Genomic DNA, 24,077 nt, shown 5'->3' on the forward strand with positions numbered 1-24,077 from the left:
ATGGAGATGAAATTATTTCTGTTGCAACGGCTCACCGCCATGATCATGGTGCCGTTCATCTTTGTTCATATCGGCGTCATCGTCTATGCAGTGCGCGGTGGCTTGAGTGCCGAAGAAATTCTGGGTCGCACGCAAGGCAACTGGCTGTGGATCGCCTTTTATTCGCTGTTTGTCATCAGTGCGTCGATTCACGCTCCCATCGGGATCCGCAAGGTGCTCAAGGAATGGGCCGGCATGCGTGGCCGGACGTTGAATCTGGTGGCGTTGGTACTGGGGCTCCTGTTTCTTGTTCTGGGCCTGCGTGCCGTGATTGCGGTAGGAGGTTTGTAATGGTCAAGAGCGTTCATCGCCATAAAGCCTATTTCGCTTTTTTGGGACACCGGATATCGGGTTTGCTGCTGGGCATCTTTCTTCCTGTGCACTTTTATGTTCTTGGATTGGCATTGGGGCAGGTCGATAAGTTTGACGGTTTTCTCAAGTTTTCGGAATTGCCCGGTGTCAAGATCGCCGAATGGGGCCTGGTTCTGCTACTGGCGATCCATCTGGGATTCGGCTTGCGCATCCTCGTTATCGAATTTGTACAGTGGCCAACGCCAGCGTCTATCCGTCTGAACTGGATCAGCTGGAGTGTGGTATTTAGCGTCGTGATCGGCGCAGTATTTCTTGCGGGAGTATTCGGGTCATGACAATTGAAACTTTAAGGACGGATATTCTTATCCTTGGCAGCGGTGGAGCAGGATTATTTGCCGCATTACATGCCAAACAGGCCAATCCGGCTCTGGATGTGACCATTGCCGTCAAAGGTTTGATCGGCAAAAGCGGCTGTACACGGATGGTGCAGGGCGGATACAACGTGGCCCTGGCCGAAGGCGACTCGATAGAGCGCCACTTTATGGACACCATTGAGGGCGGCAAGTGGCTGCCACGGCAGGACCTTGCCTGGCGACTGGTCACTGGGGCAGTGGAACGTGTTCAGGAACTGGAAAACGAAATAGGCTGTTTTTTTGACCGCAATCCCGACGGCACGCTGCATCAGAAGGCCTTCGCGGGCCAGTCGTTCGATCGTACCGTGCACAAGTCGGATCTGACCGGTATTGAAATTATCAACCGTCTTATGGAAAAAGTCAGGGCACTGGATGTCAATCGCCTTGAAGAGCATCGCGCCATTGAACTGATTCCCGCCGCCGATGGCTCAGGTATTGCAGGTGTGTTATTCATTGATATGCGCACCGGCCAATACCGTTTCGTGCAAGCCAAGGCCGTCCTGTTGAGTACCGGCGCGGGTCCGACCATGTATCTCTATCACACGCCCTCCGGGGAAAAAACCTGCGACGGCCTGGCCATGGCATTGCGCTACGGGCTCAAACTGCGTGATATGGAAATGGTGCAGTTTCACCCGACCGGCTTGCTGGGCGGCCCCGGTACCCGTATGACAGGAACCGTGCTTGAAGAAGGTTTGCGTGGAGCAGGCGGCCACCTGATCAATGGCGCCGGTGAACGCTTCATGAGCAATTATCACGAACGTGGCGAGCGGGCCACCCGCGACGTAGTCAGTCGCGGCATCTATGCAGAAATGCGCGCCGGCCGCACCAGTCCCATGGGTGGGGTCTATATACAAATGTCGCATCTGGGTGTGGAACACGTTCGCCGGTCATTCCCAGGCATGGTCCAGCGGTGTGCCGATTGCGGCTTTGATCTGGCGGGCGGGCGCGTAGAGGTGGTGCCTACCGCGCATTACCTGATGGGAGGGGTGGAGTTTGAAGTGGATTGCTCCACCACGTCTGCGGGCCTGTATGCGGCGGGAGAGGATTGCGGCGGCGTGCACGGCGCAAACCGGCTGGGAGGCAACGGCGTGGCCAATTCGACCGTCTTTGGCGGCATTGCGGGTGACTCCATGGCTGAGTATGTCAGAAAGCACGGGGCCTGGAAGGATGCAGACCAATCGGTCATTGAAGCGGGTATTGCCCGTGCAGAGCAGCCTTTTTCCAGAAAGGCGGAATCGACATTGCCCCTGCGCGAAGCGCTTGCCGAAACCATGTGGAATGACGTTGGCATTTTGCGCAATAAAGCAGGTATTGAAAAAGGGCTGCTGAGTATCGATGGTCATCTTGAGGCGCTACGCACGATTGGTGTGGCTGACGGGCAGCGCCGGTTCAATTTGAGCTGGCATGACTGGCTCAATCTGGACAGTCTGACAACGATTTCAAAAGTGATTGCGACCTCGGCACTGGCGCGCTGTGACAGCCGTGGTGCGCATTTCCGGGAAGATTATCCGGAAACGGGAGATCTGAATACGACGGCCTATACGCAAGTCGGTGCACGTGACGGTGATATCACGCTTGAGATGGTGCCGGTCAAATTCGATATTGTCTCTCCGGGTCAGACACTGATCAAGGAAGAGGCAGAACAATGCGTGTGATTGCAAACAGATATGCAGGAGGCAAAATATGGCAATTGATATAAATACCGTCGAGGAAGCGGCGCTGGAGATTATGAAACGTGCCGCCATTGATATCCCCGAAGACTATAGTAATGGTATCTCAGCGATGCAAAAAACCGAGACCGGCAAGCTGCCGCGTTTCGTGCTGCATGCCATGGTTGACAACTGGGAGGCAGCGAGCAAAGACCGGCGACCCATGTGCGCGGATACCGGCGTGCCGCGCTACTACGTGAAAATGGGCAATCACGCCAGCGTTGAAACCGGCTTCATCGGCATAGAGCGTGCCCTGCGCAAGGCGACGGCTGATGCTACAGTTGCCATTCCATTGCGTCCGAACCGCGTGCATCCGCTGTGGCGCACCGAGCACAACAACAACGTGGGCATCAACGCGCCGGAAATCGACTGGTCATTCGAGCCGGATGCCGACTGGATTGATATCACAACCGTGCATAAGGGCGGTCTGTTCGGGACAGACTATCGCATGCTGTTCCCGGGCGATGGCATTGACGGCATCAAGCGCTTTGTACTGGACGGCCTGATCGCATTCGGCAAGCGCGGACTGGCGTGCCAGCCCGCGATCGTCGGCATTGGTATTGGCGGCTCCAAGGACACCTGTATGCAACTGGGCAAGCAGGCTGCATGCCTGCGAACCGTGGGTGACCGCAATCCAGACCCGAAAATCGCGGAGCTGGAAATGGAGTTGAAAAAACTCGGCAATTCGATCGGCATGGGTGCCATGGGGTTCGTGGGTTCATCCATGGTGGTCGATTGCCATATCGAGGTGGGCTATACCCATACGGGTGGAATGCCGGTCAGCATCCACACATTCTGCCTGTCATCGCGGCGGGCGACCGCCAGAATTCACGCAGACGGGCGCATTGAATATCGAACCGATCCGCAATGGTTTACGCCCTATACACGAAGGGAGACAGTCGAATGGAACCGATAAGCAGTCAGGATAAAGACAGCAGTCAGGACGAAGACCTGAAGGTCTTCAGAATCAACCTGCCAGCCACGCCCGAAGATATTGCCAGTCTGGAAATCGGGTCGGTGGTTTATATGAGCGGGGTAGTCTACACCGCCAGGGAAGGCGTCTATCAAAAGGTGTTGGGTAACGGCGAAGCCTTGCCCGTCGACCTGAAAAAGCTCAGCAACGTCAATTTTCATTGCTCGCCGGCAGCGGCGGTGACGCCCGACGGAGACTACAACGTAGGCGCCGTCACCGCCACGGCCAGTTTCCGCTTTTCCAAATGGATGAGCAATTGGCTGGAAATGACGGATACCAGGATTGTGATTGGCAAGGGCGGTATGCCGCATGATGATTATGCCAACATCATGGTGCCCCATGGCGCAGTGTACCTGACCACCGTCGGTTACGGCACCGGTGCCTTGCTGGGCCGTGGCATCAAGCGCGTTCGCGATGTCTTCTGGCTGGACGAACTGGGCATCGCGCAAGCCATGTGGCTGTTTGAAGTGAAAGACTTCGGCCCGTTCATTGTTGAAAGCGACATTAATGGGAACTCGCTTTTCCATCAGCATGGCGAACAGGTCAATGCCCGGATCGATGAACTCTACGCGGGACTCAAGGAGCCGGCACTGCACCGGTTCGGAGAAACCAGCGACCGTAAAAATGAAGTGATGTAGGAGAATAATGCATGACAATCATAGACTTTCGCTTGCGTCCGCCCGTTGGTCAGTTTTTATCGACGTTGATGTATGCTCAGGGAGAGCGCCGCGATGGTTTTACCAGAACGGTTGGCTTTGAACCGTCACCGGCAGCGCAGCAACAGTCCATGGAGATGACGCTTGCTGAAATGGATACCGCAGGTGTGGGCCAGGGAGTTGTGGTCGGCCGGCTCGCAGGCATGCTGGGCAGTATTTCAAATGACGATGTGCTGGCACTGATGAACGGACACGGTGATCGGTTTATTGGGGCGGCCTCCATTGATCCCACTAATAGAATCTCAGCTTGCCGCAGTATTGACGATTCAATGGCAGCGGGATTCCGGCTGATCAATATTGAGCCGGGCGCTTATCCTGTGCCCATGTACGCCGACGATCGGCGCCTGTATCCCATCTATGCGCACTGCGAGGACCGAAATATCCCCATTATTCTGATGGTGGGTGGCACGGCTGGCCCCGATCTGAGTTATTCGGACCCCATCCGCACAGACCGAATGTTGGCCGACTTCCCCAATTTGAAAGTGGTGCTTGCTCACGGTGGATGGCCCTGGGTAACGCAGATTTTGCACATTGCGTTTCGTCGCAGCAATGTCTACCTCTCACCTGACATGTACTTTTCACGAATGGCGGGATGGGAAGAATATGTGAAGGCGGCAGACGGGTTCCTTGCAGACCGCATGCTTTACGCCAGCTCCTTCCCGTTTTGCCCGATAAAGGGGTATAAGGAATGGTTTGAGAGCTTGCCCATACGGCAAGAGAATCTCTGCAAAATTATGGGGGGGAACGCGAGCCGATTGCTGGGATTGGGCAGTTAAACGACTCCACCAAACTCAAGGGGGGCAGGATGCGTCGAACCTGTTGCGCCCCGATTTTTGTCAGTATGCTGGGAAGCTGTGCGAGTCAGAGAGTTTCTTTTTTTCTGACAAATTCCTTAATTGTTGATTTTTCAACTTTTTTCCTTGTGCAACAATAATCCCCGGACTGGGAGTATCATAATCACATAAAATTCACATCTGTAATGTATTCTTTCCGCTCGTATGAACATCACCGACACACCCTTGCTTGAACAGTTAATTGTTATCTCAACGTATCCTGCAGCAAGGAGCTATCATGATTAATAAGTTAACAAGCATCGTCATCGCGCTCGTGGGTCTGGCGATGTTATACATGGGCGGTCAACTGCTGATGGCAGGCGGCTCGCCGTTCTACGCCATCCTGGCAATCGGGCTTCTGATTACCGCTTTCCTGCTTTTTAAAAATCGCGCCGTGGCCTTAACGGTCTATGCAGTCATCATGTGGATCGTGATGGCCTGGATTGTCTACGAAGTCGGTTTCGATAAATGGCAGTGGATTCCGCGTGGCGATATTATCGGTCTGATCGGTCTGTGGCTGGCATTACCGTGGGTGGTGCGTCCTCTGTTCAGGAAACAGGACCCGGCCGCTGACCGCGTTTTTCATCCCTTCCTTGGTGGCACCGTCATTTTTGCGATCATACTTGTGATTGGCATGATGTTCTACGATCCGTATCCGCAGCAAGGCAATCTGACAAGCAACCGCAATGTCGCCGATGTTGCCGTCGCGCAGAATGACTGGACGGCCTATGGTGGTACAAACAACGGCTTGCGGTTTTCCGCACTCAAGCAAATCACCAAAGACAATGTCGGCGATCTGGAAGTGGCCTGGACCTATCACACGGGTGATCTGCGTCAGGACAAAGACGCCAGCGAGTATACCTTTGAGTCTACGCCGCTGAAAGTCAACAACACGGTATACCTGTGTACCGCGCATAATGAAGTCCATGCCCTGAACCCGGAAACCGGTGAACTGAAATGGAAATATGCGCCGGAAAAAGATCGCTCTTATTTGCAGCAGCACCAGACCTGCCGAGGCGTAAGTTACTACGCTGCTAATAGCGTTGCAGGCACATCGCCTGCCGATTCAACACCCGCGGCCGCACCCGCTCAGGCCCAGGCAGCCGTATGCAGCAAGCGCATCCTGAGCGCCACGGCAGGTGCCGACCTGATCGCGCTGGACGCCGATACGGGCAAGCTTTGCGCGGATTTCGGCAAGGATGGCGTAGTTGATCTGCGCGCCAATATGGGCGAAGTTCGTCCGCATGCATTGATGCAAACCGCGGCGCCGCTGGTAGCCGGTAACCTGGTCATTGTGGGCGGCTCTGTCATGGATAACGGATATGACAAAGGCAATCCTTCGGGCGTGATTCGGGCCTATGACGTAACAACCGGGCGCCTGGTATGGAACTTTGATCCGGCCAATCCCGACAACACGCAGCCTATTGCTGAAGGTCAGACTTATCCTCAGGACACGCCAGTAGCCTGGGCGACGCTGAGCGCAGACACCAAAAATGGCATTGTGTACGTGCCATTCGGTAACGCGTCCCCGGATCTGCTGAGCGATCAGCGTGACCCCAATAGTAATACCGAGAAGTTTCGTGATGCGTTGGTTGCCCTGGATTTGAAAACCGGCGCACTTAAATGGCGCTTCCAGTCCTCTGCGAACGATTTGTGGGATCGGGATAATCCATCGCAGCCCTCGCTGCTGGATATCGATTACCAGGGCCAAAAGCAGCCAGTTGTCGTGTTGCCCACCAAAGTCGGCAATCTGTTTGTCCTGAATCGCCTGACCGGCGAGGCCGTGTATCCCATCAAGCAGGTTGATGTTTCGACCAAAGGTCTGACAGGTGAAACCTATGCGCCAACGCAGCCGGTGTCGGCCCTGAATTTCATTCCTGAGCCGCTGACTGAAAAATCCATGTGGGGCATGACCCCATTCGATCAGATGGCGTGCCGTATTGAGTTCAATACATTGCGCTACGATGGCAACCCCTGGACGCCTTCCACCGAAACCGGTTCCCTGATTTTCCCAGGTAATATCGGCGCCTTCAACTGGGGCTCAGTGGCTATTGACCCCGAGCGCCAGATTCTGATCGGCGCACCGGTCCGTCTGGCCTATAAATATAATCTCATCAAGCGTACGCCCGAAACGGCCGACAAACGTTTGTTTACCAAGGATGATACCCCGTACTGGAACGAGAATTTTGAAGGCACGTACGCCACCCAGATTCGGCAGTTCGCCTCAGCTCTTGGGGTGCCGTGCATTGCACCGCCGTGGGGTCGCATGGTCGGGGTTGACTTGACCACCGGCAAAACGGCCTGGATGCGTCGCATCGGCAATACCAAAAATCTGCAGACCACCTTTCTGCCCATGCGCTTTCCCATTGGCTTTCCGATGGGCATGGTGGCGCACGGCGGTCCGCTCACAACAGCGGGTGATATCGTGTTCCATGGCGCAACGGCAGATAATTTCTTCCGTGCTTATGATATCAATACCGGCGAGATGCTTTGGGAAACCGAATTGCCGGCCGGCGCCCAGGCCACGCCATCTACCTACATGGGAGCGGATAACAGGCAGTACGTGATTATCGCAGCTGGTGGTCACGGTTCGCTTGGCACGCAGCAGGGCGATGTGGTGGTAGCGTTCCGATTGAAGAAGTAGTATTTCAGGCGCGATTGCGGGTCATCGACTCCAATACTCCATCGCGCCTGATCAACCCATGGAACAACCCTGCCGCCAGATGCAGCAATACAGTCGCAAACAATAAATAGGCCAGGTATCGATGGGTTGAACGCAGCACGGCGAACACATTTGCATTATCTGGTGCGATGGGCGGCAATGTCCAGCCGCCGGCCAGGGTGACGGGCGTACCGCTGGCCGAAACCATCGCCCAGCCGATGAGTGGCATGGTGAACATAAGCAGGTAAAGCAGCCAATGTGAAGCGAGCGCTGCGCGTTTCTGCCACCCTGGCAAATCCGCCGGCAATGGTGGTGTGCCCTTGATCATGCGCACGATGAGTCGCAAACACACAAGTAATAGCAGCAGGGCGCCCAGCGGTTTGTGGACGGCCAGCAGCCAATTGTGTTTTTCGGAAACGGACGTGACCATGCCAACGCCGATAAAGAGCATTGACAGAATGCCAATGGCCATCAGCCAGTGCAGCATTCTTGCGATGAGACTGAAGCTCGTATTCTGTGTTTGATTCATAGATTGATTCATCTTGAGTGCTCCGAAGCGGCTGACGAAGAGGATGGCATGGGGCGGCTCAGTCCTTCGTGGGTGCGCCGGTCGACCGAGACGGCGTACACGGAAGATCGTGCAGGCAACAATGGATCGTCCGAGATGGCCATGCCTTGCGGCAAAACGGTTGGGTCGAAGTTGATATCGCGACAAGGTCCGTTGTCCTGGGGCTGACTTTTATCGATCACAATTGTGCCTGCCTCAACCTGCCGGCGTGATGCCGGCCATGGTCGGGTAGCGTCGTTGCTTGGGTCGCCGGGATCGGCCACGGTGACAATCAACTTCCAGCGCAGGGGGCCCGCTGACAGGCGCTGATTCAGATCCTTGTCCAGATAGTTCTGATCATGCTCCGGGGTGGCATCGGCCGCAGCGGGTTCGCCCACGGGCACCACGCGCCAGCGCACGTTCTGGCGGGTGCCTGCATCATTGATAAACACAAATGCATTCAGACTGTAATAGGCTTCGGTGGCAAAGCTGGCCGATGGCCGTGCTGTCTTGACCCACTCGCGAAAATTGGCCGTTTCAGGATGCGAGGCAAAAAAGGCCTTGATTCTGGCCGGATCCGGCTTGCCTGTTTTCGGATCGGGTGCGCCGGCCAGTTGTTGTTCATAGAAGCTTTCCGGTGTTGCAACCGGGAAAACAGGCATGCTGTTCATTGCGGCACGCCATTGCTGACCGTCGGGCATGGTGAAACGCAGTGCGAAGCTGCGGATAGGGACACTGGAATCAGGTGCATAGGGGTTGGGTCCGGGTAGTGCCAGCCGCCCAACTAAAGGGGTGGTGGTTCCGGGTGAAAATAGCGGCGCGCTCGACAGCGCCTGCGCCTGGCCGCTACTTTCAAAGTGACCGGTCACACAAACGCCTTTGGCGTGATTGCGGCGGAAACCCGGGTGGCTCTTGCCGCCGGGTTCGAATGTATTGGCAATACGATCCGCTGTCAGGCGTTGCGGGGCCAGCCAGCCCCCGGTATAGCCAAAGGCGGCGCCAATGCCCAGCACAGCAACGCCGATCACGGCGAGTCGCATCAATTTTTGCCCGGTGGTCATCGCGGGCGGACGAGATCCTTTCTTTTCCAGCATCGTACTTCTCCGGCCTGTCGGCCTGTTGCACATGTGGATAAAGACGTTCTCGCATTTTTTTTATTCCGAAATGGAATAATATCGAATCACAAACGTCTTACAGGGGCCTTGCATTGTTTGCAATCACCCGGGCAGGACATGAACACGCACTCTATTTTCAACCAAAAGGACGGGCAATATGATCTGCCCGCAGAGGATGTACCGCTGATGCCGGATACCAAAAGCGAAGGTGATATCACGGATGACATGTCCGATGCATCGCTGCGCGAGTTGTTGCCCCGGCTGTATCGTTTTGCGCTGTGGCTGAGCAAAGACCCGTCCACTGCCGATGATCTGGTGCAGGCGAGCATCGAACGCGCCCTTAAACACCAGCATACGCGCCGGCCGGACGGGGATTTGCGAGCCTGGCTGTTCTCGATCCTGTATCGGCAGTTCATTGATACCACGCGTAATGCCAGGCGCTACGCACGTCTATTGGAATGGTTCCGCAAAGCCGATGATGCGCCATCGGCCGAACGCCACGTGCAGGCGCGCGCTTCGCTGCAGGCATTCGAACAGTTGCCCGAAGCGCAGCGAACCCTGTTATGGCTGGTCAGCGTCGATGGGCTCAGTTACAAGGCTGTCGCCGATATGTTTGATGTCCCGCTGGGAACAATTATGTCTCGCCTTTCGAGGGCGCGCGGCGCGTTGCGCGATGCCTGTGACGGTGAATCCAGGCCACATCTGAGGATATTGAAATGAGTAACGATCTACGCATTGATGAGAGGATGCGACACGCCTATGTAGACGGACGGTTGAGCCAGCAAGAGCAGAAAGCGATGGCCATCTATCTGGCTGCCCATCCGCAAGAGGCTCGGGAACTGGACGCCTGGCGCAAGGACGCCGCTCAATTGCGGGCGGCATGGCAAACGGCCGAGCCTCCGTTGAGTCCTGCGCTGGATCCGGCCGCGATCCGTAAGCGCATGCAAGAACGCAACCACATGCGCTGGAAACTGGCAGCCAGCGTTTTCGTGGCCCTCTGTGTCGGCGGCTTGACGGGGTGGCAGCTCAATCCTGGAACCGCATCGCAATCGAGTCTGATCGCGCGCCCGTTGCCTATGCAGGACGCGATCCAGGCATACCGCGTCTTCGCCGACAATCCGGCCCTGCGTGCCGATGCGCTGGCGACTGAGACCGATTTGCAACAATGGATGGCAACGCATTTTTCAAATGCGCAACGCCTGCCTGACCTGACCAGCAAGGGCTTTTATCCTGCCTCTGCCCGTATGCTGGTGACCGAAGAGGGGCCGGCCGCCGTTGTAATGTATAAGAATGACGTGGGCCGGCAAACCGGATTCTACATCCGGCCTCCGGGCCCGGGAAACAAGCTGCTCCCGGAAGGGCAACGACAGGAAGGGGCGCTGCTTACGCGCTACTGGTCGGACAAGGGCTACAATTATGCGCTGGTAGGCAGCGATGCTGTGGTGATGAATGGGGCGGGCTGAATGGAGAGGGTTCTGTCATTCAAGGAACTGCAACGTTCGCATTCTCGCCGTAGATGCAGTAGTGGGTGGCCGACCGAAACTATAACTCACCAAAAATAAAGTGCATTTAATTGAAAAATACAATCATCTGTGTTCGAATGATATAGATGGTTCAATAGTCGCGCCCATTCCTGCTTTCGTTTGCCACGCTATAAAACAGCGGCTAAAACTTGTAAAGAGGAGGTGTTTATGACTGCCCCGATACAGCGGCCACGGTCATCATTAGCTCATTCCATATATCAGTTGCTCAATCCCATTCCGTTCGGATTCTTTGTCGCTGCATTGATATTTGACATCGTCTATTTCCAGACGGCAGAAATGATGTGGAGTAAAAGTGCTGCATGGCTTATCACAATTGGCTTGTTTTTTGCCATCATTCCACGCCTGATTAATCTTGTCCAAGTGTGGATTCCCCGGGGGCGTGTGGTACCGGGCGCCGAAAAAGCGGATTTCGGCCTCAATTTCATTGGCATCCTGGCCGCCATTCTCAATGCATTTATCCACAGTCGGGACGCCTATGCAGTCATGCCGTCAGGTTTGATTCTGTCTGTCATTACGGTCTTATGCATTGCTTTGGCCACCGTCATCGCGTCGACGTTCTATGTACCAGGGAGGCAGAGTCATGTCTAAGATCAAATGGCGTTTACCCCTCGCTTTGGTACTCGGCGCCTTGCTTGCGGCATGCGGTGACAAAGCATCCATGGGTCCGGACGATCAACTTGGTGCCAATCCTTCGCTTCCTGAGCCGAAGAATTTTTTCTCTCCGCCCATGCAAGTGCCTGACGGTGTCGGCTGGCCTGCCGACAAGACCCCAACCGTTGCCAGCGGACTGAAGATCGAAAAGATAGCAACGGATCTGGAACATCCCAGACAGCTTTATACGCTGCCCAATGGGGATGTATTGGTTGTAGAGACAAACTCACCAGGAACGGCCCCTGTGACAGCACCCAAGAAGCTCTTCGCCAGCCAGGTGATGGGGCGCTCGGGCAAGGGCGGCAAAGGAGGGAATCGCATCACGCTTCTCAGACAGAAAGGTGGGTCCGGCGAGTGGGAAAAGCACACTTTCCTGGAGAACCTTGATTCGCCCTTCGGCGTTCAACTCATTGGCGATACCTTGTACGTTGCCAATACCGGCAACATCATGAAGTACCACTATGTGTCCGGCGAGACCCGCTTGTCGGATCCAGGTACCGAGTTCACCGATTTACCGAATACGATCAACCACCATTGGACCAAAGCACTGCTGGCTAGTCCGGATGGCTCAAAACTGTACGTCGGTGTGGGCTCGAACAGCAATATCACCGAGAACGGGCTGGCCGTCGAGTATCGTCGCGCGACGGTGCTTGAAGTCGACGCAAAGAACGGTGCAAGCCGGATTTTTGCTTCTGGACTGCGCAATCCGACCGGACTGGACTGGGAACCCCAAACAGGCAAGCTCTGGGCCATCGTGAACGAACGCGACGAGATCGGGCCTGATCTGGTTCCGGATTACATCACGTCGGTGAAGGACGGGGGCTTTTATGGCTGGCCTTATAGTTATTACGGCCAGCATATTGATACGCGGGTCAAGCCGCAACGTCCGGACCTTGTCAGCAAGGCAATCGTTCCGGATTACTCCCTGGGCTCGCACGTGGCACCCCTTGGTGTGCATTTTTACACCGGCCAGAACCTGCCGGAGAAATACCGGGGCGGCGTCTTTGTAAGCGAACATGGAAGCTGGAACCGATCGCCATTGAACGGCTATCGGATCAGCTACATCCCGTTCAGCGACGGCAAGCCAGCCGGAAAGGCGGAGCCTGTTGTGTCCGGCTTTGTGTCTGAAGACGAAGAAAATCTTTTTGGTGCACCGGTTGGTTTGACTCAGGGCAAGGATGGCGCACTTCTCTTTGCTGATGATGTGGGCAATACTGTCTGGCGGGTTACGGTCGCGGGTCAGTAGTGTTTTTTGTCTTGTGCGGGCACGTCAATGACGTGTCCGCAGCAAACGGGGCAAGTGATTATTCGAGCCCCGTAGCAGGCGACCGCTGTTCATTGAATGCTTCGATAAATTGAACACTTGGCAATTTTTGCCAATTCCTGGGCAGTAAAGTATTGCGTCAACTAAATATACTGATTACTATTCGCATTTAGCCAGAATTCAGAAACTGTAAAGTAAAATTACATTTTCCGGTTTTCATCAGGAATCGTCAGTGTTCATTCCATTTCTGATCATGTTGCGCGAAGGTATTGAGGCTGCGCTCATTGTAGGTATTGTGGCGGGCTTTTTAAAGAAAGGCGGCCATGGTAATTTGATGCCGGCGGTCTGGATCGGCGTTTTGCTGGCCGTCGCGCTCTCGTTGTTTGTCGGAGCGGGCCTGCAACTGTTTGCTGCCGAATTTCCGCAGAAACAGCAGGAACTGTTCGAGGGCGTGGTCGGACTCATCGCCGTCATTATGATCACCTCGATGGTGTTCTGGATGCGCAAGGCGGCACGCTCCATCAAGGGTCAACTGCATGCTTCCGTGGATCATGCCCTGGCGCGCAGCCACGGCCAGGCCTGGGCGCTCATCGGCATGGTCTTTCTGGCTGTTGCGCGGGAGGGTCTTGAATCGGTCTTTTTTCTGCTGGCCATTTTCGAGCAAAGCGCTGATTGGCAGGCCCCTGTTGGTGCACTGGCGGGTATTGCACTCTCAGTTGCCGTTGGCTACGGGCTGTATACCGGCAGTGTGCGTCTGGACTTGCGCCGATTCTTCAAACTGACGGGTATATTTCTGCTTTTCGTGGCAGCAGGCTTGCTTGCGGGCGCTGTGCGCAAATTTCATGAAGCGGGTATCTGGAACCAGTTGCAGCAGGTTGTCTTTGATTTCAGCGACACCTTGCCCCTGGACAGTCCGCTTGGCGCGCTCCTCTCGGGATTGCTCGGCTACCAGGAGGCACCTGTGCTGGGCGAGGTGATTGTCTATTTTGGTTTCCTGTTCATCAGCCTGTTTATTTTCCTGCAGTCGCAGCCACAGGCATCCGCTCCCGCACCGGCCCGTCCGTAAGTCAATCATAGGTCCATGATGTCGAATTCATCTCCCCGTTTATCACTCTGGATGCGTCTGGCAGTAATCGGTTCTGCTGTTCTGGTCGTTGTCGCACTGGCCGCATTCTGGTATGCGTCCCGTCTTGCCGGAAAGTCACCGACCAAAAAGAATGGCGACGCGGTGGTCGTAACAATCCGCGACAACGTGTGTGATCCCAACGAAATCACCGTCCCCGCCGGTCGCACCACGTTTACCATCGTGAACCAGTCCCAGCGGGCGCTCGAATGGGAAATCCTGGATGGTGTCATGGTCGTCGAAGAACGCGAAAATATTGCGCCGGGCTTTTCGCAAAGTATGACGGTCAAGCTTGAGCCTGGCAAGTTTGATATTACCTGCGGTCTCCTGACCAATCCTCGCGGCGTTCTTCACGTGACGCCGTCAGAAGCGTCTGCAGCCGAAGCAGCCCGTCCTTCACTGGTCAGGTATGTCGGTGCGCTCGCAGAATACAAAGTATATATGGCGCTCGAATCCAAAGCGCTTGCTCGGGCTGCAGAAGAACTGGCGGCGGCGATCAAGGCCGGCGATTTGTCGCGGGCGCAGGCTGCGTACCCGCAAGCCCATCAGGGCTATAAGCGCCTGGAACCCGCGGCTGCGCTTTTTTCTGATCTGGATACCCGTCTGGAAGCGGGGGCGCAATATTTTGAAAAGCGGGAAAGTGATCCCCAATTCATGGGTTTTCACCGGATCGAATATGGCCTGCAGGAAAGCAGCTTGACGGATCTGGCTCCGGTGGCCGACCAGTTGACTGCAGATCTTGGCACACTGAGCACACGTCTGCAAAGCCAGGGCCTGCAACCACAACAATTAATCGGTTCGGCCGCAAAAGTGCTGCGGCGTAACGCGGATGATCTCGCAACACAAGGGAACAAGACCGATGACAGGTATCGCGTGTCGGACCTGCAAGGTACGCTGGAGGGGACCCGGAAAATTGCCGACCTGCTGCGTCCGTTGCTGAACAAGGCGGCGCCGGCCCTGCAAAAAAACCTCGATCAACATTTTACTGAGCTGGACGCAGCCCTGGGCGCACAACGCAAGGACGGACAGCCCGACCCCGTCGTGCTGTCCAAAACGCAGCAGGACACCTTGTTACAACCCCTGCGTGCGTTAACCGACGATTTCGAGCGGATGAACGCGGCGTTAGGACTTGAGTAGTCATACTGTCATGGCAACAAAAAATCACCTTACCCACAATGTCAATGAAACCGAACCGACATCTCGCGCGCGTCGCCGCGTGTTGGGCGGACTTGGCGCGGCCGGGGCTGCTCTGACCGGCCTGTCGATCGCCAACGCCCAGACGGCCGCTCGTTCAGACAACGCGCAGGCGGCCGATGCGCCGCAGATTACACACACAGAAGACCGGGTTCCGTACCTGGGCCAGCATCAGGCGGGTGTGGTTACCCCGCATCCGGTGGCCGGTATGGTCGTCTCTTTCGGCGTGCTCGCCCAGAACCGGGACGAACTGGAACAGATGTTTCGCACGCTCACCCAGCGCATTGCCTTTTTGACACAGGGTGGCACGCCGCCTGCGCTGGACCCGAAACTGCCGCCGGCTGACTCCGGTATTCTTGGGCCCGTCGTGCGCCCGGCAGGCCTGACCATCACGGTTTCGGTCGGCGCATCGCTCTTTGACGAGCGGTTTGGCCTGGCAGCGCACAAACCCCGGCACCTGCAGGCGATGACCGGTTTCCCCAATGACGCACTTGACGCCTCCCTGTGCCACGGAGATTTGTCCATACAGTTCTGTGCCAATACGGGCGACGTCATTCTGTACGCATTGCGCGATATCATCAAAACCATGCCCGGGTTTCTTCTGGTGAACTGGAAGCAGGAGGGCATCGTGCCGCCGGTCAAGCCGGTCGCAGGCAAAAGGCCCGGCACAGCACGCAATTACCTGGGATTCCACGATGGGTCGGCCAATCCTAATTCCAGCGATGCAGAGCAGATGGACAAAATCGTCTGGGTCCAGGCCGACAGTGGGGAGCCCGGCTGGGCGATCGGTGGCAGCTATCAAGTGGTGCGGATCATTCGCAACTTCGTTGAGCGCTGGGACCGTACTCCCTTGCAGGAGCAGGAAGTTATTTTTGGGCGGGTCAAAGCCACAGGCGCCCCTCTTGATGGGGGTAGCTCTGAATTCGACGTGCCCAATTACGAAAAAGACCCCAAGGGGCAGCTCACTTCGTTTGATTCCCATATCCGGCGCGCCAACCCCCGTACAGCCGAATCGCAGGCCAATCTGATCCTGCGTCGCCCCTTCAACTATTCCAACGGCGTGACCAAATCAGGCCAGCTGGACATGGGGTTGCTGTTCATCTGCTACCAGGCAGATTTGCAAAAAGGGTTCATTACTGTGCAAAAGCGTCTGGATGGCGAACCACTGGAGGAATATATCAAACCGGTAGGTGGAGGCTATTTCTTCACCCTGCCGGGCGTCCGGGACGAGCAAGACTGGCTCGGCCGGGCGCTTTTGGAAAAAAGTCGTGTTTCTTAACGCTCCTTCGGAGCAATAACCCATATAAGGACGTATGATCGCCATGAAGACATCCCATACCTTACTTGCCACGCTTTCGGCCATCAGCCTTTTTTGCGGCAGCGCGTCGGCTGCCGTATCACCGCTGGACCTGGTCGCCCCTATTTCCGATTACAAGATTTACGTGATCGAAAATGTGCAGACGCTGGTAAAAGATACGCAGGCTTTCACAGATGCCGTCAAGGCCGGCGACGTGGACAAAGCCAAAAATCTGTTTGCCACCACGCGCATGAGCTACGAACGCATCGAACCCGTAGCAGAACTGTTCAGCGACCTGGATGCGTCAATTGACTCACGCGCTGACGACCACGAAAAAGCGGAAAAGGACCCTGGTTTCACCGGATTTCACCGTATCGAATACGCATTGTGGGAGCAGAAAGATACCAAGGAAGTGGGTGCGGTTGCAGACAAGCTTCTGAAGGATGTTCAGGAATTGGAAAAACGCCTGACCGGACTGACCTTCCCACCTGAGAAAGTGGTTGGGGGCGCAGCCGTCCTCATGGAGGAAGTGGCAGCGACTAAAATTTCCGGGGAAGAAGATCGCTACAGCCATACCGACTTGTACGATTTTCAGGCCAACTTCGAAGGCGCGTACAAGATCGTACAATTGTTGAAGCCGCTTATCGAAAAGGAAGACAAAGCTTTTTATAAAAAGGCCGATGGCAACTTTAAAGTCGTTTTTGATACCCTGAGCAAATACAAAAAATCGGATAAGGCGTTCGAAGAGTACTCCAAGCTGAGCGAGAATGATCGCAAGCTGCTGGCCGGCCGGGTCAATGTATTGGCTGAGGATTTGTCTCAGTTGCGCGGTATGATGGGTTTGAATTGATTCTCTTGTGACTATAAAGATTGTGACGTCAGCATTATTTTTTTGAAGAATAATGCTGACGATTGGCTGGGCGAGGGACAGAGCCAGGAATTCATTTGAATTATCCTGTGCGCATTCAGAGGCTGCACGATGCGCCCGTAATTCACTTTGCGCTGGCCATGTGCAAGCCTGATGCAGAAAATCGCCCGCTTGAAACCATGCAGGCAGTGCTTTCGGAAATAATCCATGTTTACGTTGAGAAACGTTATAAAAGTGCGGAAAAGGGAGCGCTGATTCACCGCATTCCGCGTCAAGAGGAAGAGCGGTGAACATGAATGTTCAAACTTCAATCGCCAGCATCGGATCGAAGCATTTGTTCTCCTGCGTATTTTTCTTTTTCGTATAACCACGAGGGTTTGCGATGACCCGGATCGGATGCCCGGAATCCCCCAGCGTGTAGTCGACCGAGTCGTGAACGTGTCCGTGAATGACCAGCCGGGGTCGCCCCGCCATAAGCAGCTCGGATAGATCGCTCACGAACGCGCCATTTGTGGGACTGCCAATAAATTTCTGGTTGACGGAATGGGGCGCAACACCGTGGTGGGTGACGATCACCATTTTCCTGCCTGCGGCGCCTATTTCTGCCATGCAGTCGGCCATCCACCGGCAGGATGCACGGTGTTCTTCCAGAGCGTCCTTAGGGGAAAAACAGTCCGTATCTGAAAATGGGCGATATGGTCCCGCCTTCGCATGCGTGCCAATCATTCTGAAGTCATTGATATAGCGCTGGCAGTGCATCATCGAAAGCGGGTTTTCGTTCTCGAAATCAGACCACAGTGTCGCACCAAGAAAAACAACATCGTCGATTTCGATGCTGCTTTTTTCCAGAACATGAAAATTATCCGGCAAGGTCCAGCGTCTCAAATCATGCAGCGCATCCGGCCAGACGGACCGGTAGTATTCGTGGTTGCCAAAGACCATGACGACGGCCTTGAATTGAGTCGCAGCGAGCTGCAAAAAAGACTGCAGCGGCTTCTGGTCGGCAACTACGCCGATATCGCCTGCCAGCACCAGGACTGTCTCCAGATCGTCGGGCAGGCGAGGGATATCGAAGGGAAAGAATTCGATATGAATGTCAGAAAGAATGCGGATTTTCATGTCGGTGGTCGCGGTCCGCTAGAACCGCATCGTGCGTTCGATTTCAGTCATCAAATAATCGCCTGCCATTTTGACCTTGAGCGGAATCGTTTTGGAGGCAGGCCAGATCAGGAATGTTTCTACAATATACGGTGGAACCCTTGGCAGCACACGTTGCAACCTGCCGTCCTGCACATAGCGGTTGACAAGCCATTCGGGCAGCCAGCCGATGCCGACGTCGTCGCAGACGGCATCGCAGAGTGTCTCGACGCTATCGACCATAAAAGCAGTCGGCGGATCCAGTTTGATGGTTTCTCCGCCGTAATTCAGATACCAGCTGCGGGGGCGGCCATGGCGACTGTATCGCACCGTTTTATGAAATCGGATATCGTCAATTGTCTTTGGCGCACCGTTGCGGCTCAGATAGCCGGGTGACGCCACCAGGAACAGTTTTTGGCGGACCAGCAGGCGCGCAATCAGGCTGGCTTCGTTGCCCAGCAAGGGTCCGCTGCGCACCGCCAGGTCGTATCCGCCCCTGACCATGTCTTCCAGTTTGTCCGAGAGCTGCAGATCGACCTGCAGGTTTTCATGCAGAGCGGCAAATTTCCTGAGAGCCGGCGCGATATGGTGCCGGCCGATGCCCAACGGTGCGGAGATATGCAATACGCCGCTTAGCTGACTCTTGCGGCTGGCAAGATTATCCAATGCCAGCATGCTATCGAGCACATCGGCAGAACGCTTGGTCACCTCGTGTCCCAGGTCGGTCAGTGTCTGCTGGCGTGTGGTGCGCAACAGCAGCGGTGCGCCGAACCAGGATTCAAGTGCACGGACATGATTGCCGACCATGGCAGGTGAAATGTCCAGATCGCGTGCGGCCGCTGCGAAGCTGCCCAGTTCCACCACACGCGTGAATACGGCAAGCGAGTCAAAGCGGTTCATTCGACACTCACATTAATGAATGAAATTATTGTACCCCCATTTATCTTAACGCGTCTCCCTCCCTATAATGCGTGTCATCAAGCCCAACTAACAGGGAGCAGCAAATGAACCGAATCGAATTTGTCATGGCCGTGGCCGTCGTCGTGTTGGGGAGCGTGTTCCCGTTGTCTGAAGCCGTGGCCGGTACCGCCTCGCCCGCGAAGACGCAGTTGCACTCTTCACCGCAGTCCGGGAAAGCCATGCCTTTGCAGAACCTTGAAACATCGTTTTCGGCCATGGCGGCGAAAGAGAATCCATCGTTGCGGGTCTATCCGCTGGATTGCGGCCGAATCCGGATCAAAGACATGGATATGTTTGCCGATGACGGCTCTTACAAAGGGGTGTCAGCGCAATTGGTCGTGTCGTGTTATCTGATTCGTCATCCCAAAGGAGACTTGTTGTGGGATACCGGGATAGGCGATCAATTTACGGGTCCCAAGGGGGTCGAACTGATGCCGGGAAACGTGGCGTACATGCCGGTCACCTTGCGCAGTCAGCTTGCCTGGCTGGGAACCCGTCCCGGGAAAATCCGCTATCTGGCCTTTTCCCACGAACACATTGATCATATCGGTAACGCCAACTTGATGACAGGTGCAATATGGCTGCTGAACCCCAAGGAACATCAGTGGACGGTGCGCGAAGAAGGACATGACGGGGCGCCTCCGGCATTGCTCGCGGAATCGACAAAAGCAAAGATTCAATGGGTGAAGGATGACTATGACGTGTTCGGCGACGGTACTGTGCGCATCCTGCAGACGCCAGGGCATACTCCGGGACACCAATCCCTGTTTGTCAGGCCTTCAGGGGAGCAACCGTTGATTCTGGCCGGCGATGTATGGCATTCCCGTGTCAATTTCCTGCATAATCGCGTGCCGCGTTTTAACACCAGCCGTAGCCAGACGATTGCTTCCATGCAGCTGTTACGGGATCTGGCACGCAAGACCGGCGCTCGTATCGTGATTGGTCACGCGCCGGAAGATTTCGCGCCGCTCAATATGGGCAGGTAAAAACGGCGCATTATTTCTGCTCGGGGTCCTTGTGGCTGGGGCTCAATCCCATACCCATTCCCATGCCGGCTCCGCCGCCCATGTTTCCTCCGCCACCGCCACCGCTGCCTTTATTGCCTTCGTTCCTGCCCCGATTCCCGCCGCCTTGCACCCGCGTCGGCCCTTGAAGGGGGATGTCAACCTCGCTGGGAATGACGCCCAGATCGAGGGCGGTACGAATAAAATTGCGCAACGACACTACCAATTCTGCGGTATGAATCGGGCGACCGGCGACCATGTCGACAGCGGCCTGGCTGGCCAGACGAACGTGCTCCTCGGTGCCTAACAGGATAATGTCCGATAGTGCTGCTTCCACCGCATCGCGGACGCGGCGGGAACGCTCAGAATTGCCCATTTGGGACTGATCTGATGCGTCTTCCTGTTCCGTCGCCCGAAAGTCGCGAAGATGCGCGGGCGAGACCGTGAGCCGGCCGGTAAAGGAGCCACCCAGTACTTTATATGCTGCGATCAGGGTTCTGAGCCGTTCATTGATCTGGCGGTTCATGCGTTCGCGGCGCTGCTGGATGGTTTGCATCATCAGCATGCGCAGCCCCACACCAAGCAGGGTGAAGACGGCCAGTCCCACAATCGTTGTCAGGATGCCGTGCCATGAGTTGAAATCGATATAGCGCATACTCACCTTCGAAACGTACAGTGAACGATAGGCCAGCATCCGCGTCAATGGACTGAACCATCCTGCGGGATATTATATCAACTCTGTCCAATCCGGCATCCGACCTGCATTCGGATCGTATTCTTAAACGCGAAGGGAAGCCCAGGCCCGGCATTCGCCAGGGCAGGGCGATCATTTATCAACCCTTGATATCGTAGGTTTTGATCATGTTTTTCATAATTGAAAAGCCGTTGTCGATATAGGTTGAGAAATCCGCCGCACTGGCAGGATAGCTTTTGATACCGAATCTGCTCACCAGGAATTGTCCGTATTCCCCGCTAGAGACAACCTTGTGGATCGCTGCCTGCAGCCGGGTTTTCACGTTCTCGGGAATTCCTTTTGGTGCTGCAATACCAATGATGCCGGTGATGCCGAAATCATATCCCTGTTCTTTGATGGTTGGCGTATCAGGAAACCACGGCAGCCGATAATTGCTCGCGGAGGCAATGACTTTGAGTTTGCCTCCTTTTACAAGTTCAACATATTCAGAGGGTCCCTGAAGAGCGACATCGACGAATCCGCCGATAACGGCATTGATTGATTCTGCCGATGATTTGTAGGTGATCTGATCAAACCGGCCGCCCGTCACTTTCTGCAGCTGCAAAAAAGGGAAGTTGTTCGGCGCGCCCGTGACACCAAAGAACACGCCAGACTCAGACTTGGCTTTGCTGACCAGATCCTTGATATTGTTAATAGGGGATTCGGGTCTGACAACCATGCCATAGCTGAATTCAGCGACACCACCCAGCAGTTCGAAATCGTCTCTCTTGTACGGGACCTTCAATAGCTGCGAAGTGAATGTTGCGGTGCTGTACGAATAAAAGCCGATGGTATAGCCGTCGGGCCTGGCTCGGGCCAGATTGCCCAGTTGCAATGTGCCCGTTGCACCTGGCTGATTGAGAATGACGACAGGCTGGCCTAGTTCGGCTTCCAGAAGCCTGGCAAATTGTCGCGCAATACCGTCTGTGGAGCCGCCGCTGCCGTAAGGAACGGAAAGGGATATGGATCTTTCGGGATAGTCGGCGGCCTGGGCGTTAACGGCGACCGCAGTCATCATGCACGATATGCCGAATATCATATGGCTGAATTTCATTACTTGTCTCTTCACTGTGTTCTATTATGTCCAAATTAGCACTCAATCATACGTGGACACTCTAAGCTTCACAATGTAAGAAACTGAATATCTGAACTGCAGAAAATGAAGGATACGCCGTTCGGTGTCGACATTGCGACCTCCCGGCGGGTCGCGTAGCACGTGTGCCCGCCGGAAGATAATGACCGATGGCCTGAGAGAATACGGTCTGTTGGTTTTGCGGCGTTTTTCACAAGCTCCGTCAATGGGATCGCCATGAAGGTGATCTCGGCAGACAAACAGAGTAAAACCGATCATTAACGCGGGCTGGCTTCCATCCTGGCTTATCTATTTCTCACCGCCCGTTGCATGGACAACATAGGCCGCAATAGCATCGATGGATGCCTCATCCAGGGAGTCGGCAAAGGAGGGCATGGCCCCCATGCCTTCCTGCAATACTTTTTTGATCCGTGCCGCATCGGGTTTCAGTTCATCCAGGTCAGGGCCGATGGTTCCGGTTGAGCCCGAATCTTTCAGAGTATGGCACACGGCACAGGCAGGAGCTGCCTCCGATATGAACAGGGCTTTCCCCTTTTCCAACTGGGGATCGGCTGCAAAACTGGCGCCTGCCACGCCCACCCATAAGACTGCCGCTGCAGCCGACGATACAACGTGCTTCATTTTTTTCCTCAGGCGACTTTGACTGACACCATGTGGTCGCGCCAGCTATTGTTGATATAACCGCGATTATTTTCACGGCGTGCTTCGGGCTGGCTATCTCCAGCTTCATTGGTGGCGCGGCAGGCAAGTTCGTGCGTGCCAGCAGCCAGGTCGGCGCTAAAGACGAATTCACGCCAAGCGTACTTGCCCAGATCAGGTCCGACGAACTCGGCCTTTTGCCATTCTTTACCACCGTCGACGGAAACTTCAATCGACTTGGCTGCGCTCATCCCGCCCATGGCAATACCACTGATCTGTACACGCCCGGCCGTAACGGTTTGATCCGGGTCGGACGGGAAGTTGATCCAGGACTTGACCGGTAATTCCCAAATGGAATCCTGGCTGGGACTGGGCTTCTCGCCTACCGGCGTCCATCGATAGCTGGTTTGCTGTATTTTGGCTGGCGACTGCTCTTTGGTGAATGCCAAGTGCTTGATGTACTTGATCGAGTTCACGCCGGTATAGCCAGGCACGATGATGCGCAACGGTCCGCCATGCGCCAGCGGCAGGGACTGGCCGTTCAGTTCCCACGCCAGAATGGCATCTTCGACAGCGGAAATCGGCACCGAGCGTTCGACGCGGATAAGGTTGGGATCCAGGCCTTGCGGAATGGGTTCGCCACCTGTACTGGTCATGTAGACCATGCCGTCCGCCATGCCTCCCACCGCTTCCAGCAGTGCCTTGACAGGAACACCGGTAAAAATGACACAACCGGCGGCGCCTACGGTCCATTGGGTGCCGCTGGGCTTGTGTGGAAACCAGGCCCGGCCGTTGCCTGAACACTGCAGAACCATGGGTACGGCCGCCAGGCCCAGGGTTTTTAGCTCGGCTACGGTGAAACTGCGTGGCTTGGCAACGCCGCTGACTTCAAGCGTCCAGCTGTCGGGCTCTTTCATCATGCTGGCGTCGGTCGGAGGTGCCACGTTGTTGCGGACGAACAGGCGATCTGTTGGCGTGATAACACTGTTTCCAAAGGCAGTACGCCGGGTTTCTATCGTGTTCGCGCTATGGACGATCATGCTGTCGGCATCTTTCCAGTTGGCGTAGCCGGGCAAGGGTTTGGCGGTTGAGCTCTTGGCGGCACCGGCGTCTGCGGTGCCGAGATCGGCGCGGGCTACACCGGACAGCCCCGCCATTGCAGCAATACTACCCGCTGATATCAGCATTTGACGGCGGCCTGCATTAGTCAGTTTTTCCATTGTCATCCTCCTGATGTTTTTATATCTATGA

Annotated in this window: 25 protein-coding genes; 17 read left to right on the forward strand and 8 right to left on the reverse strand. The window is 55.4% G+C overall.

Going from position 1 to position 24,077, the window contains the following annotated elements; all coding sequences use genetic code 11:
- The 7 genes from W822_RS32345 (at nucleotide 1) to W822_RS32375 (ending at nucleotide 7,639) form a co-directional block, all read left to right on the forward strand.
- Nucleotides 1-330, forward strand: coding sequence for a succinate dehydrogenase membrane anchor (locus tag W822_RS32345; RefSeq protein ID WP_024004753.1), 330 nt, complete (start codon nucleotides 1-3; stop codon nucleotides 328-330).
- The gene (locus tag W822_RS32350; protein WP_024004754.1) at nucleotides 330-686 is read left to right on the forward strand and encodes a succinate dehydrogenase/fumarate reductase transmembrane subunit; all 357 of its coding nucleotides are present in this window, start codon (nucleotides 330-332) and stop codon (nucleotides 684-686) included. Before W822_RS32345 ends, W822_RS32350 begins: the two co-directional genes overlap by 1 nt.
- Nucleotides 683-2,419 (forward strand): L-aspartate oxidase, encoded by a 1,737-nt coding sequence (locus tag W822_RS32355; RefSeq protein WP_024004755.1) that lies wholly within the window; start codon nucleotides 683-685, stop codon nucleotides 2,417-2,419. The genes W822_RS32350 and W822_RS32355 overlap by 4 nt, the downstream gene beginning before the upstream one ends.
- 28 nt (nucleotides 2,420-2,447) lie before the next feature.
- Complete coding sequence (locus W822_RS32360) at nucleotides 2,448-3,389, forward strand: fumarate hydratase (RefSeq protein WP_024004756.1); 942 nt, start codon at nucleotides 2,448-2,450, stop codon at nucleotides 3,387-3,389.
- A complete protein-coding gene (locus W822_RS32365; protein WP_034279519.1) occupies nucleotides 3,377-4,084 on the forward strand; it encodes a fumarate hydratase C-terminal domain-containing protein in 708 nt (235 codons plus the stop codon). The genes W822_RS32360 and W822_RS32365 overlap by 13 nt, the downstream gene beginning before the upstream one ends.
- Before the next feature lie 11 nt (nucleotides 4,085-4,095).
- Nucleotides 4,096-4,938 carry an amidohydrolase family protein gene (locus W822_RS32370; protein ID WP_024004758.1) on the forward strand — a complete coding sequence of 281 codons (843 nt, stop codon included), beginning with the start codon at nucleotides 4,096-4,098 and terminating at the stop codon, nucleotides 4,936-4,938.
- A gap of 295 nt (nucleotides 4,939-5,233) precedes the next feature.
- Entirely contained in the window at nucleotides 5,234-7,639 is a 2,406-nt protein-coding gene (locus tag W822_RS32375; protein ID WP_024004759.1) for a membrane-bound PQQ-dependent dehydrogenase, glucose/quinate/shikimate family, read from the forward strand.
- A 4-nt stretch (nucleotides 7,640-7,643) separates the two neighbouring features.
- Here the strand turns inward: W822_RS32375 and W822_RS32380 are convergent, their stop codons facing one another.
- Both W822_RS32380 and W822_RS32385 read right to left on the reverse strand, forming a co-directional pair.
- Nucleotides 7,644-8,186, reverse strand: a complete 543-nt coding sequence (locus W822_RS32380; RefSeq protein ID WP_031242488.1) for a cytochrome b — start codon at nucleotides 8,184-8,186, stop codon at nucleotides 7,644-7,646.
- Nucleotides 8,187-8,194: 8 nt separating this feature from the next.
- Nucleotides 8,195-9,298 (reverse strand): catalase family peroxidase, encoded by a 1,104-nt coding sequence (locus W822_RS32385; RefSeq protein ID WP_024004761.1) that lies wholly within the window; start codon nucleotides 9,296-9,298, stop codon nucleotides 8,195-8,197.
- Between the two features lie 246 nt (nucleotides 9,299-9,544).
- Between W822_RS32385 and W822_RS32390 the strand changes: the two genes are divergently transcribed.
- From W822_RS32390 to W822_RS32430, 9 genes are all read left to right on the forward strand, one after another.
- Nucleotides 9,545-10,039, forward strand: coding sequence for a sigma-70 family RNA polymerase sigma factor (locus tag W822_RS32390; RefSeq protein ID WP_024004762.1), 495 nt, complete (start codon nucleotides 9,545-9,547; stop codon nucleotides 10,037-10,039).
- Nucleotides 10,036-10,782 (forward strand): anti-sigma factor family protein, encoded by a 747-nt coding sequence (locus tag W822_RS32395; protein ID WP_024004763.1) that lies wholly within the window; start codon nucleotides 10,036-10,038, stop codon nucleotides 10,780-10,782. Before W822_RS32390 ends, W822_RS32395 begins: the two co-directional genes overlap by 4 nt.
- 228 nt (nucleotides 10,783-11,010) lie before the next feature.
- Nucleotides 11,011-11,451 (forward strand): DUF2231 domain-containing protein, encoded by a 441-nt coding sequence (locus W822_RS32400; RefSeq protein ID WP_024004764.1) that lies wholly within the window; start codon nucleotides 11,011-11,013, stop codon nucleotides 11,449-11,451.
- The gene (locus W822_RS32405; RefSeq protein WP_024004765.1) at nucleotides 11,444-12,760 is read left to right on the forward strand and encodes a PQQ-dependent sugar dehydrogenase; all 1,317 of its coding nucleotides are present in this window, start codon (nucleotides 11,444-11,446) and stop codon (nucleotides 12,758-12,760) included. The genes W822_RS32400 and W822_RS32405 overlap by 8 nt, the downstream gene beginning before the upstream one ends.
- 250 nt (nucleotides 12,761-13,010) lie before the next feature.
- Nucleotides 13,011-13,844 (forward strand): iron uptake transporter permease EfeU, encoded by an 834-nt coding sequence (gene efeU / locus W822_RS32410; protein ID WP_024004766.1) that lies wholly within the window; start codon nucleotides 13,011-13,013, stop codon nucleotides 13,842-13,844.
- Between the two features lie 15 nt (nucleotides 13,845-13,859).
- Entirely contained in the window at nucleotides 13,860-15,038 is a 1,179-nt protein-coding gene (gene efeO, locus W822_RS32415; RefSeq protein ID WP_024004767.1) for an iron uptake system protein EfeO, read from the forward strand.
- A 10-nt stretch (nucleotides 15,039-15,048) separates the two neighbouring features.
- On the forward strand, nucleotides 15,049-16,374 hold the full coding sequence (gene efeB, locus W822_RS32420) for an iron uptake transporter deferrochelatase/peroxidase subunit (RefSeq protein WP_024004768.1): 1,326 nt from the start codon (nucleotides 15,049-15,051) through the stop codon (nucleotides 16,372-16,374).
- 43 nt (nucleotides 16,375-16,417) lie between these two features.
- Nucleotides 16,418-17,242, forward strand: a complete 825-nt coding sequence (gene efeO / locus W822_RS32425; protein ID WP_024004769.1) for an iron uptake system protein EfeO — start codon at nucleotides 16,418-16,420, stop codon at nucleotides 17,240-17,242.
- 95 nt (nucleotides 17,243-17,337) lie between these two features.
- Nucleotides 17,338-17,550: a hypothetical protein gene (locus W822_RS32430; protein WP_024004770.1), complete on the forward strand. Its 213-nt coding sequence runs from the start codon at nucleotides 17,338-17,340 to the stop codon at nucleotides 17,548-17,550.
- A 10-nt stretch (nucleotides 17,551-17,560) separates the two neighbouring features.
- Here the strand turns inward: W822_RS32430 and W822_RS45810 are convergent, their stop codons facing one another.
- Both W822_RS45810 and W822_RS32440 read right to left on the reverse strand, forming a co-directional pair.
- Entirely contained in the window at nucleotides 17,561-18,379 is an 819-nt protein-coding gene (locus tag W822_RS45810) for a metallophosphoesterase (protein ID WP_024004771.1), read from the reverse strand.
- A gap of 18 nt (nucleotides 18,380-18,397) precedes the next feature.
- The gene (locus W822_RS32440) at nucleotides 18,398-19,297 is read right to left on the reverse strand and encodes a LysR family transcriptional regulator (protein WP_024004772.1); all 900 of its coding nucleotides are present in this window, start codon (nucleotides 19,295-19,297) and stop codon (nucleotides 18,398-18,400) included.
- A gap of 104 nt (nucleotides 19,298-19,401) precedes the next feature.
- Between W822_RS32440 and W822_RS32445 the strand changes: the two genes are divergently transcribed.
- Nucleotides 19,402-20,343, forward strand: coding sequence for an N-acyl homoserine lactonase family protein (locus W822_RS32445; RefSeq protein WP_024004773.1), 942 nt, complete (start codon nucleotides 19,402-19,404; stop codon nucleotides 20,341-20,343).
- A gap of 10 nt (nucleotides 20,344-20,353) precedes the next feature.
- Here W822_RS32445 and W822_RS32450 read toward each other — a convergent pair whose 3' ends face one another.
- The 4 genes from W822_RS32450 to W822_RS32465 form a co-directional block, all read right to left on the reverse strand.
- A complete protein-coding gene (locus W822_RS32450; RefSeq protein ID WP_024004774.1) occupies nucleotides 20,354-21,016 on the reverse strand; it encodes a hypothetical protein in 663 nt (220 codons plus the stop codon).
- Nucleotides 21,017-21,194: 178 nt separating this feature from the next.
- Entirely contained in the window at nucleotides 21,195-22,148 is a 954-nt protein-coding gene (locus tag W822_RS32455) for a Bug family tripartite tricarboxylate transporter substrate binding protein (RefSeq protein WP_024004775.1), read from the reverse strand.
- A 327-nt stretch (nucleotides 22,149-22,475) separates the two neighbouring features.
- Nucleotides 22,476-22,808 (reverse strand): SorU family sulfite dehydrogenase c-type cytochrome subunit, encoded by a 333-nt coding sequence (locus W822_RS32460; protein ID WP_024004776.1) that lies wholly within the window; start codon nucleotides 22,806-22,808, stop codon nucleotides 22,476-22,478.
- An 8-nt stretch (nucleotides 22,809-22,816) separates the two neighbouring features.
- Nucleotides 22,817-24,046, reverse strand: coding sequence for a SorT family sulfite dehydrogenase catalytic subunit (locus tag W822_RS32465; RefSeq protein WP_024004777.1), 1,230 nt, complete (start codon nucleotides 24,044-24,046; stop codon nucleotides 22,817-22,819).
- Between the last annotated feature and the right edge of the window lie 31 nt (nucleotides 24,047-24,077).

This window comes from Advenella kashmirensis W13003, from assembly GCF_000506985.1.
GTDB lineage: Bacteria > Pseudomonadota > Gammaproteobacteria > Burkholderiales > Burkholderiaceae_B > Advenella > Advenella kashmirensis_A.

Excerpts from the sequence above, each read along its gene's own strand:
- W822_RS32350 (WP_024004754.1), top strand. The coding sequence starts at position 330 with ATGGTCAAGAGCGTTCATCGCCATAAAGCCTATTTCGCTTTTTTGGGA.
- W822_RS32450 (WP_024004774.1), bottom strand. The coding sequence starts at position 21,016 with ATGCGCTATATCGATTTCAACTCATGGCACGGCATCCTGACAACGATT.
- efeB (WP_024004768.1), top strand. The coding sequence starts at position 15,049 with ATGGCAACAAAAAATCACCTTACCCACAATGTCAATGAAACCGAACCG.
- W822_RS32465 (WP_024004777.1), bottom strand. The coding sequence starts at position 24,046 with ATGGAAAAACTGACTAATGCAGGCCGCCGTCAAATGCTGATATCAGCG.
- W822_RS32345 (WP_024004753.1), top strand. The coding sequence starts at position 1 with ATGGAGATGAAATTATTTCTGTTGCAACGGCTCACCGCCATGATCATG.
- W822_RS32400 (WP_024004764.1), top strand. The coding sequence starts at position 11,011 with ATGACTGCCCCGATACAGCGGCCACGGTCATCATTAGCTCATTCCATA.
- W822_RS32370 (WP_024004758.1), top strand. The coding sequence starts at position 4,096 with ATGACAATCATAGACTTTCGCTTGCGTCCGCCCGTTGGTCAGTTTTTA.
- W822_RS32385 (WP_024004761.1), bottom strand. The coding sequence starts at position 9,298 with ATGCTGGAAAAGAAAGGATCTCGTCCGCCCGCGATGACCACCGGGCAA.
- W822_RS32405 (WP_024004765.1), top strand. The coding sequence starts at position 11,444 with ATGTCTAAGATCAAATGGCGTTTACCCCTCGCTTTGGTACTCGGCGCC.
- W822_RS32375 (WP_024004759.1), top strand. The coding sequence starts at position 5,234 with ATGATTAATAAGTTAACAAGCATCGTCATCGCGCTCGTGGGTCTGGCG.
- W822_RS32380 (WP_031242488.1), bottom strand. The coding sequence starts at position 8,186 with ATGAATCAAACACAGAATACGAGCTTCAGTCTCATCGCAAGAATGCTG.
- W822_RS32365 (WP_034279519.1), top strand. The coding sequence starts at position 3,377 with ATGGAACCGATAAGCAGTCAGGATAAAGACAGCAGTCAGGACGAAGAC.
- efeO (WP_024004769.1), top strand. The coding sequence starts at position 16,418 with ATGAAGACATCCCATACCTTACTTGCCACGCTTTCGGCCATCAGCCTT.
- W822_RS32360 (WP_024004756.1), top strand. The coding sequence starts at position 2,448 with ATGGCAATTGATATAAATACCGTCGAGGAAGCGGCGCTGGAGATTATG.
- W822_RS32445 (WP_024004773.1), top strand. The coding sequence starts at position 19,402 with ATGAACCGAATCGAATTTGTCATGGCCGTGGCCGTCGTCGTGTTGGGG.
- W822_RS32395 (WP_024004763.1), top strand. The coding sequence starts at position 10,036 with ATGAGTAACGATCTACGCATTGATGAGAGGATGCGACACGCCTATGTA.
- W822_RS45810 (WP_024004771.1), bottom strand. The coding sequence starts at position 18,379 with ATGAAAATCCGCATTCTTTCTGACATTCATATCGAATTCTTTCCCTTC.
- W822_RS32440 (WP_024004772.1), bottom strand. The coding sequence starts at position 19,297 with ATGAACCGCTTTGACTCGCTTGCCGTATTCACGCGTGTGGTGGAACTG.
- W822_RS32455 (WP_024004775.1), bottom strand. The coding sequence starts at position 22,148 with ATGAAATTCAGCCATATGATATTCGGCATATCGTGCATGATGACTGCG.
- W822_RS32460 (WP_024004776.1), bottom strand. The coding sequence starts at position 22,808 with ATGAAGCACGTTGTATCGTCGGCTGCAGCGGCAGTCTTATGGGTGGGC.
- W822_RS32355 (WP_024004755.1), top strand. The coding sequence starts at position 683 with ATGACAATTGAAACTTTAAGGACGGATATTCTTATCCTTGGCAGCGGT.
- efeO (WP_024004767.1), top strand. The coding sequence starts at position 13,860 with ATGATGTCGAATTCATCTCCCCGTTTATCACTCTGGATGCGTCTGGCA.
- W822_RS32390 (WP_024004762.1), top strand. The coding sequence starts at position 9,545 with ATGTCCGATGCATCGCTGCGCGAGTTGTTGCCCCGGCTGTATCGTTTT.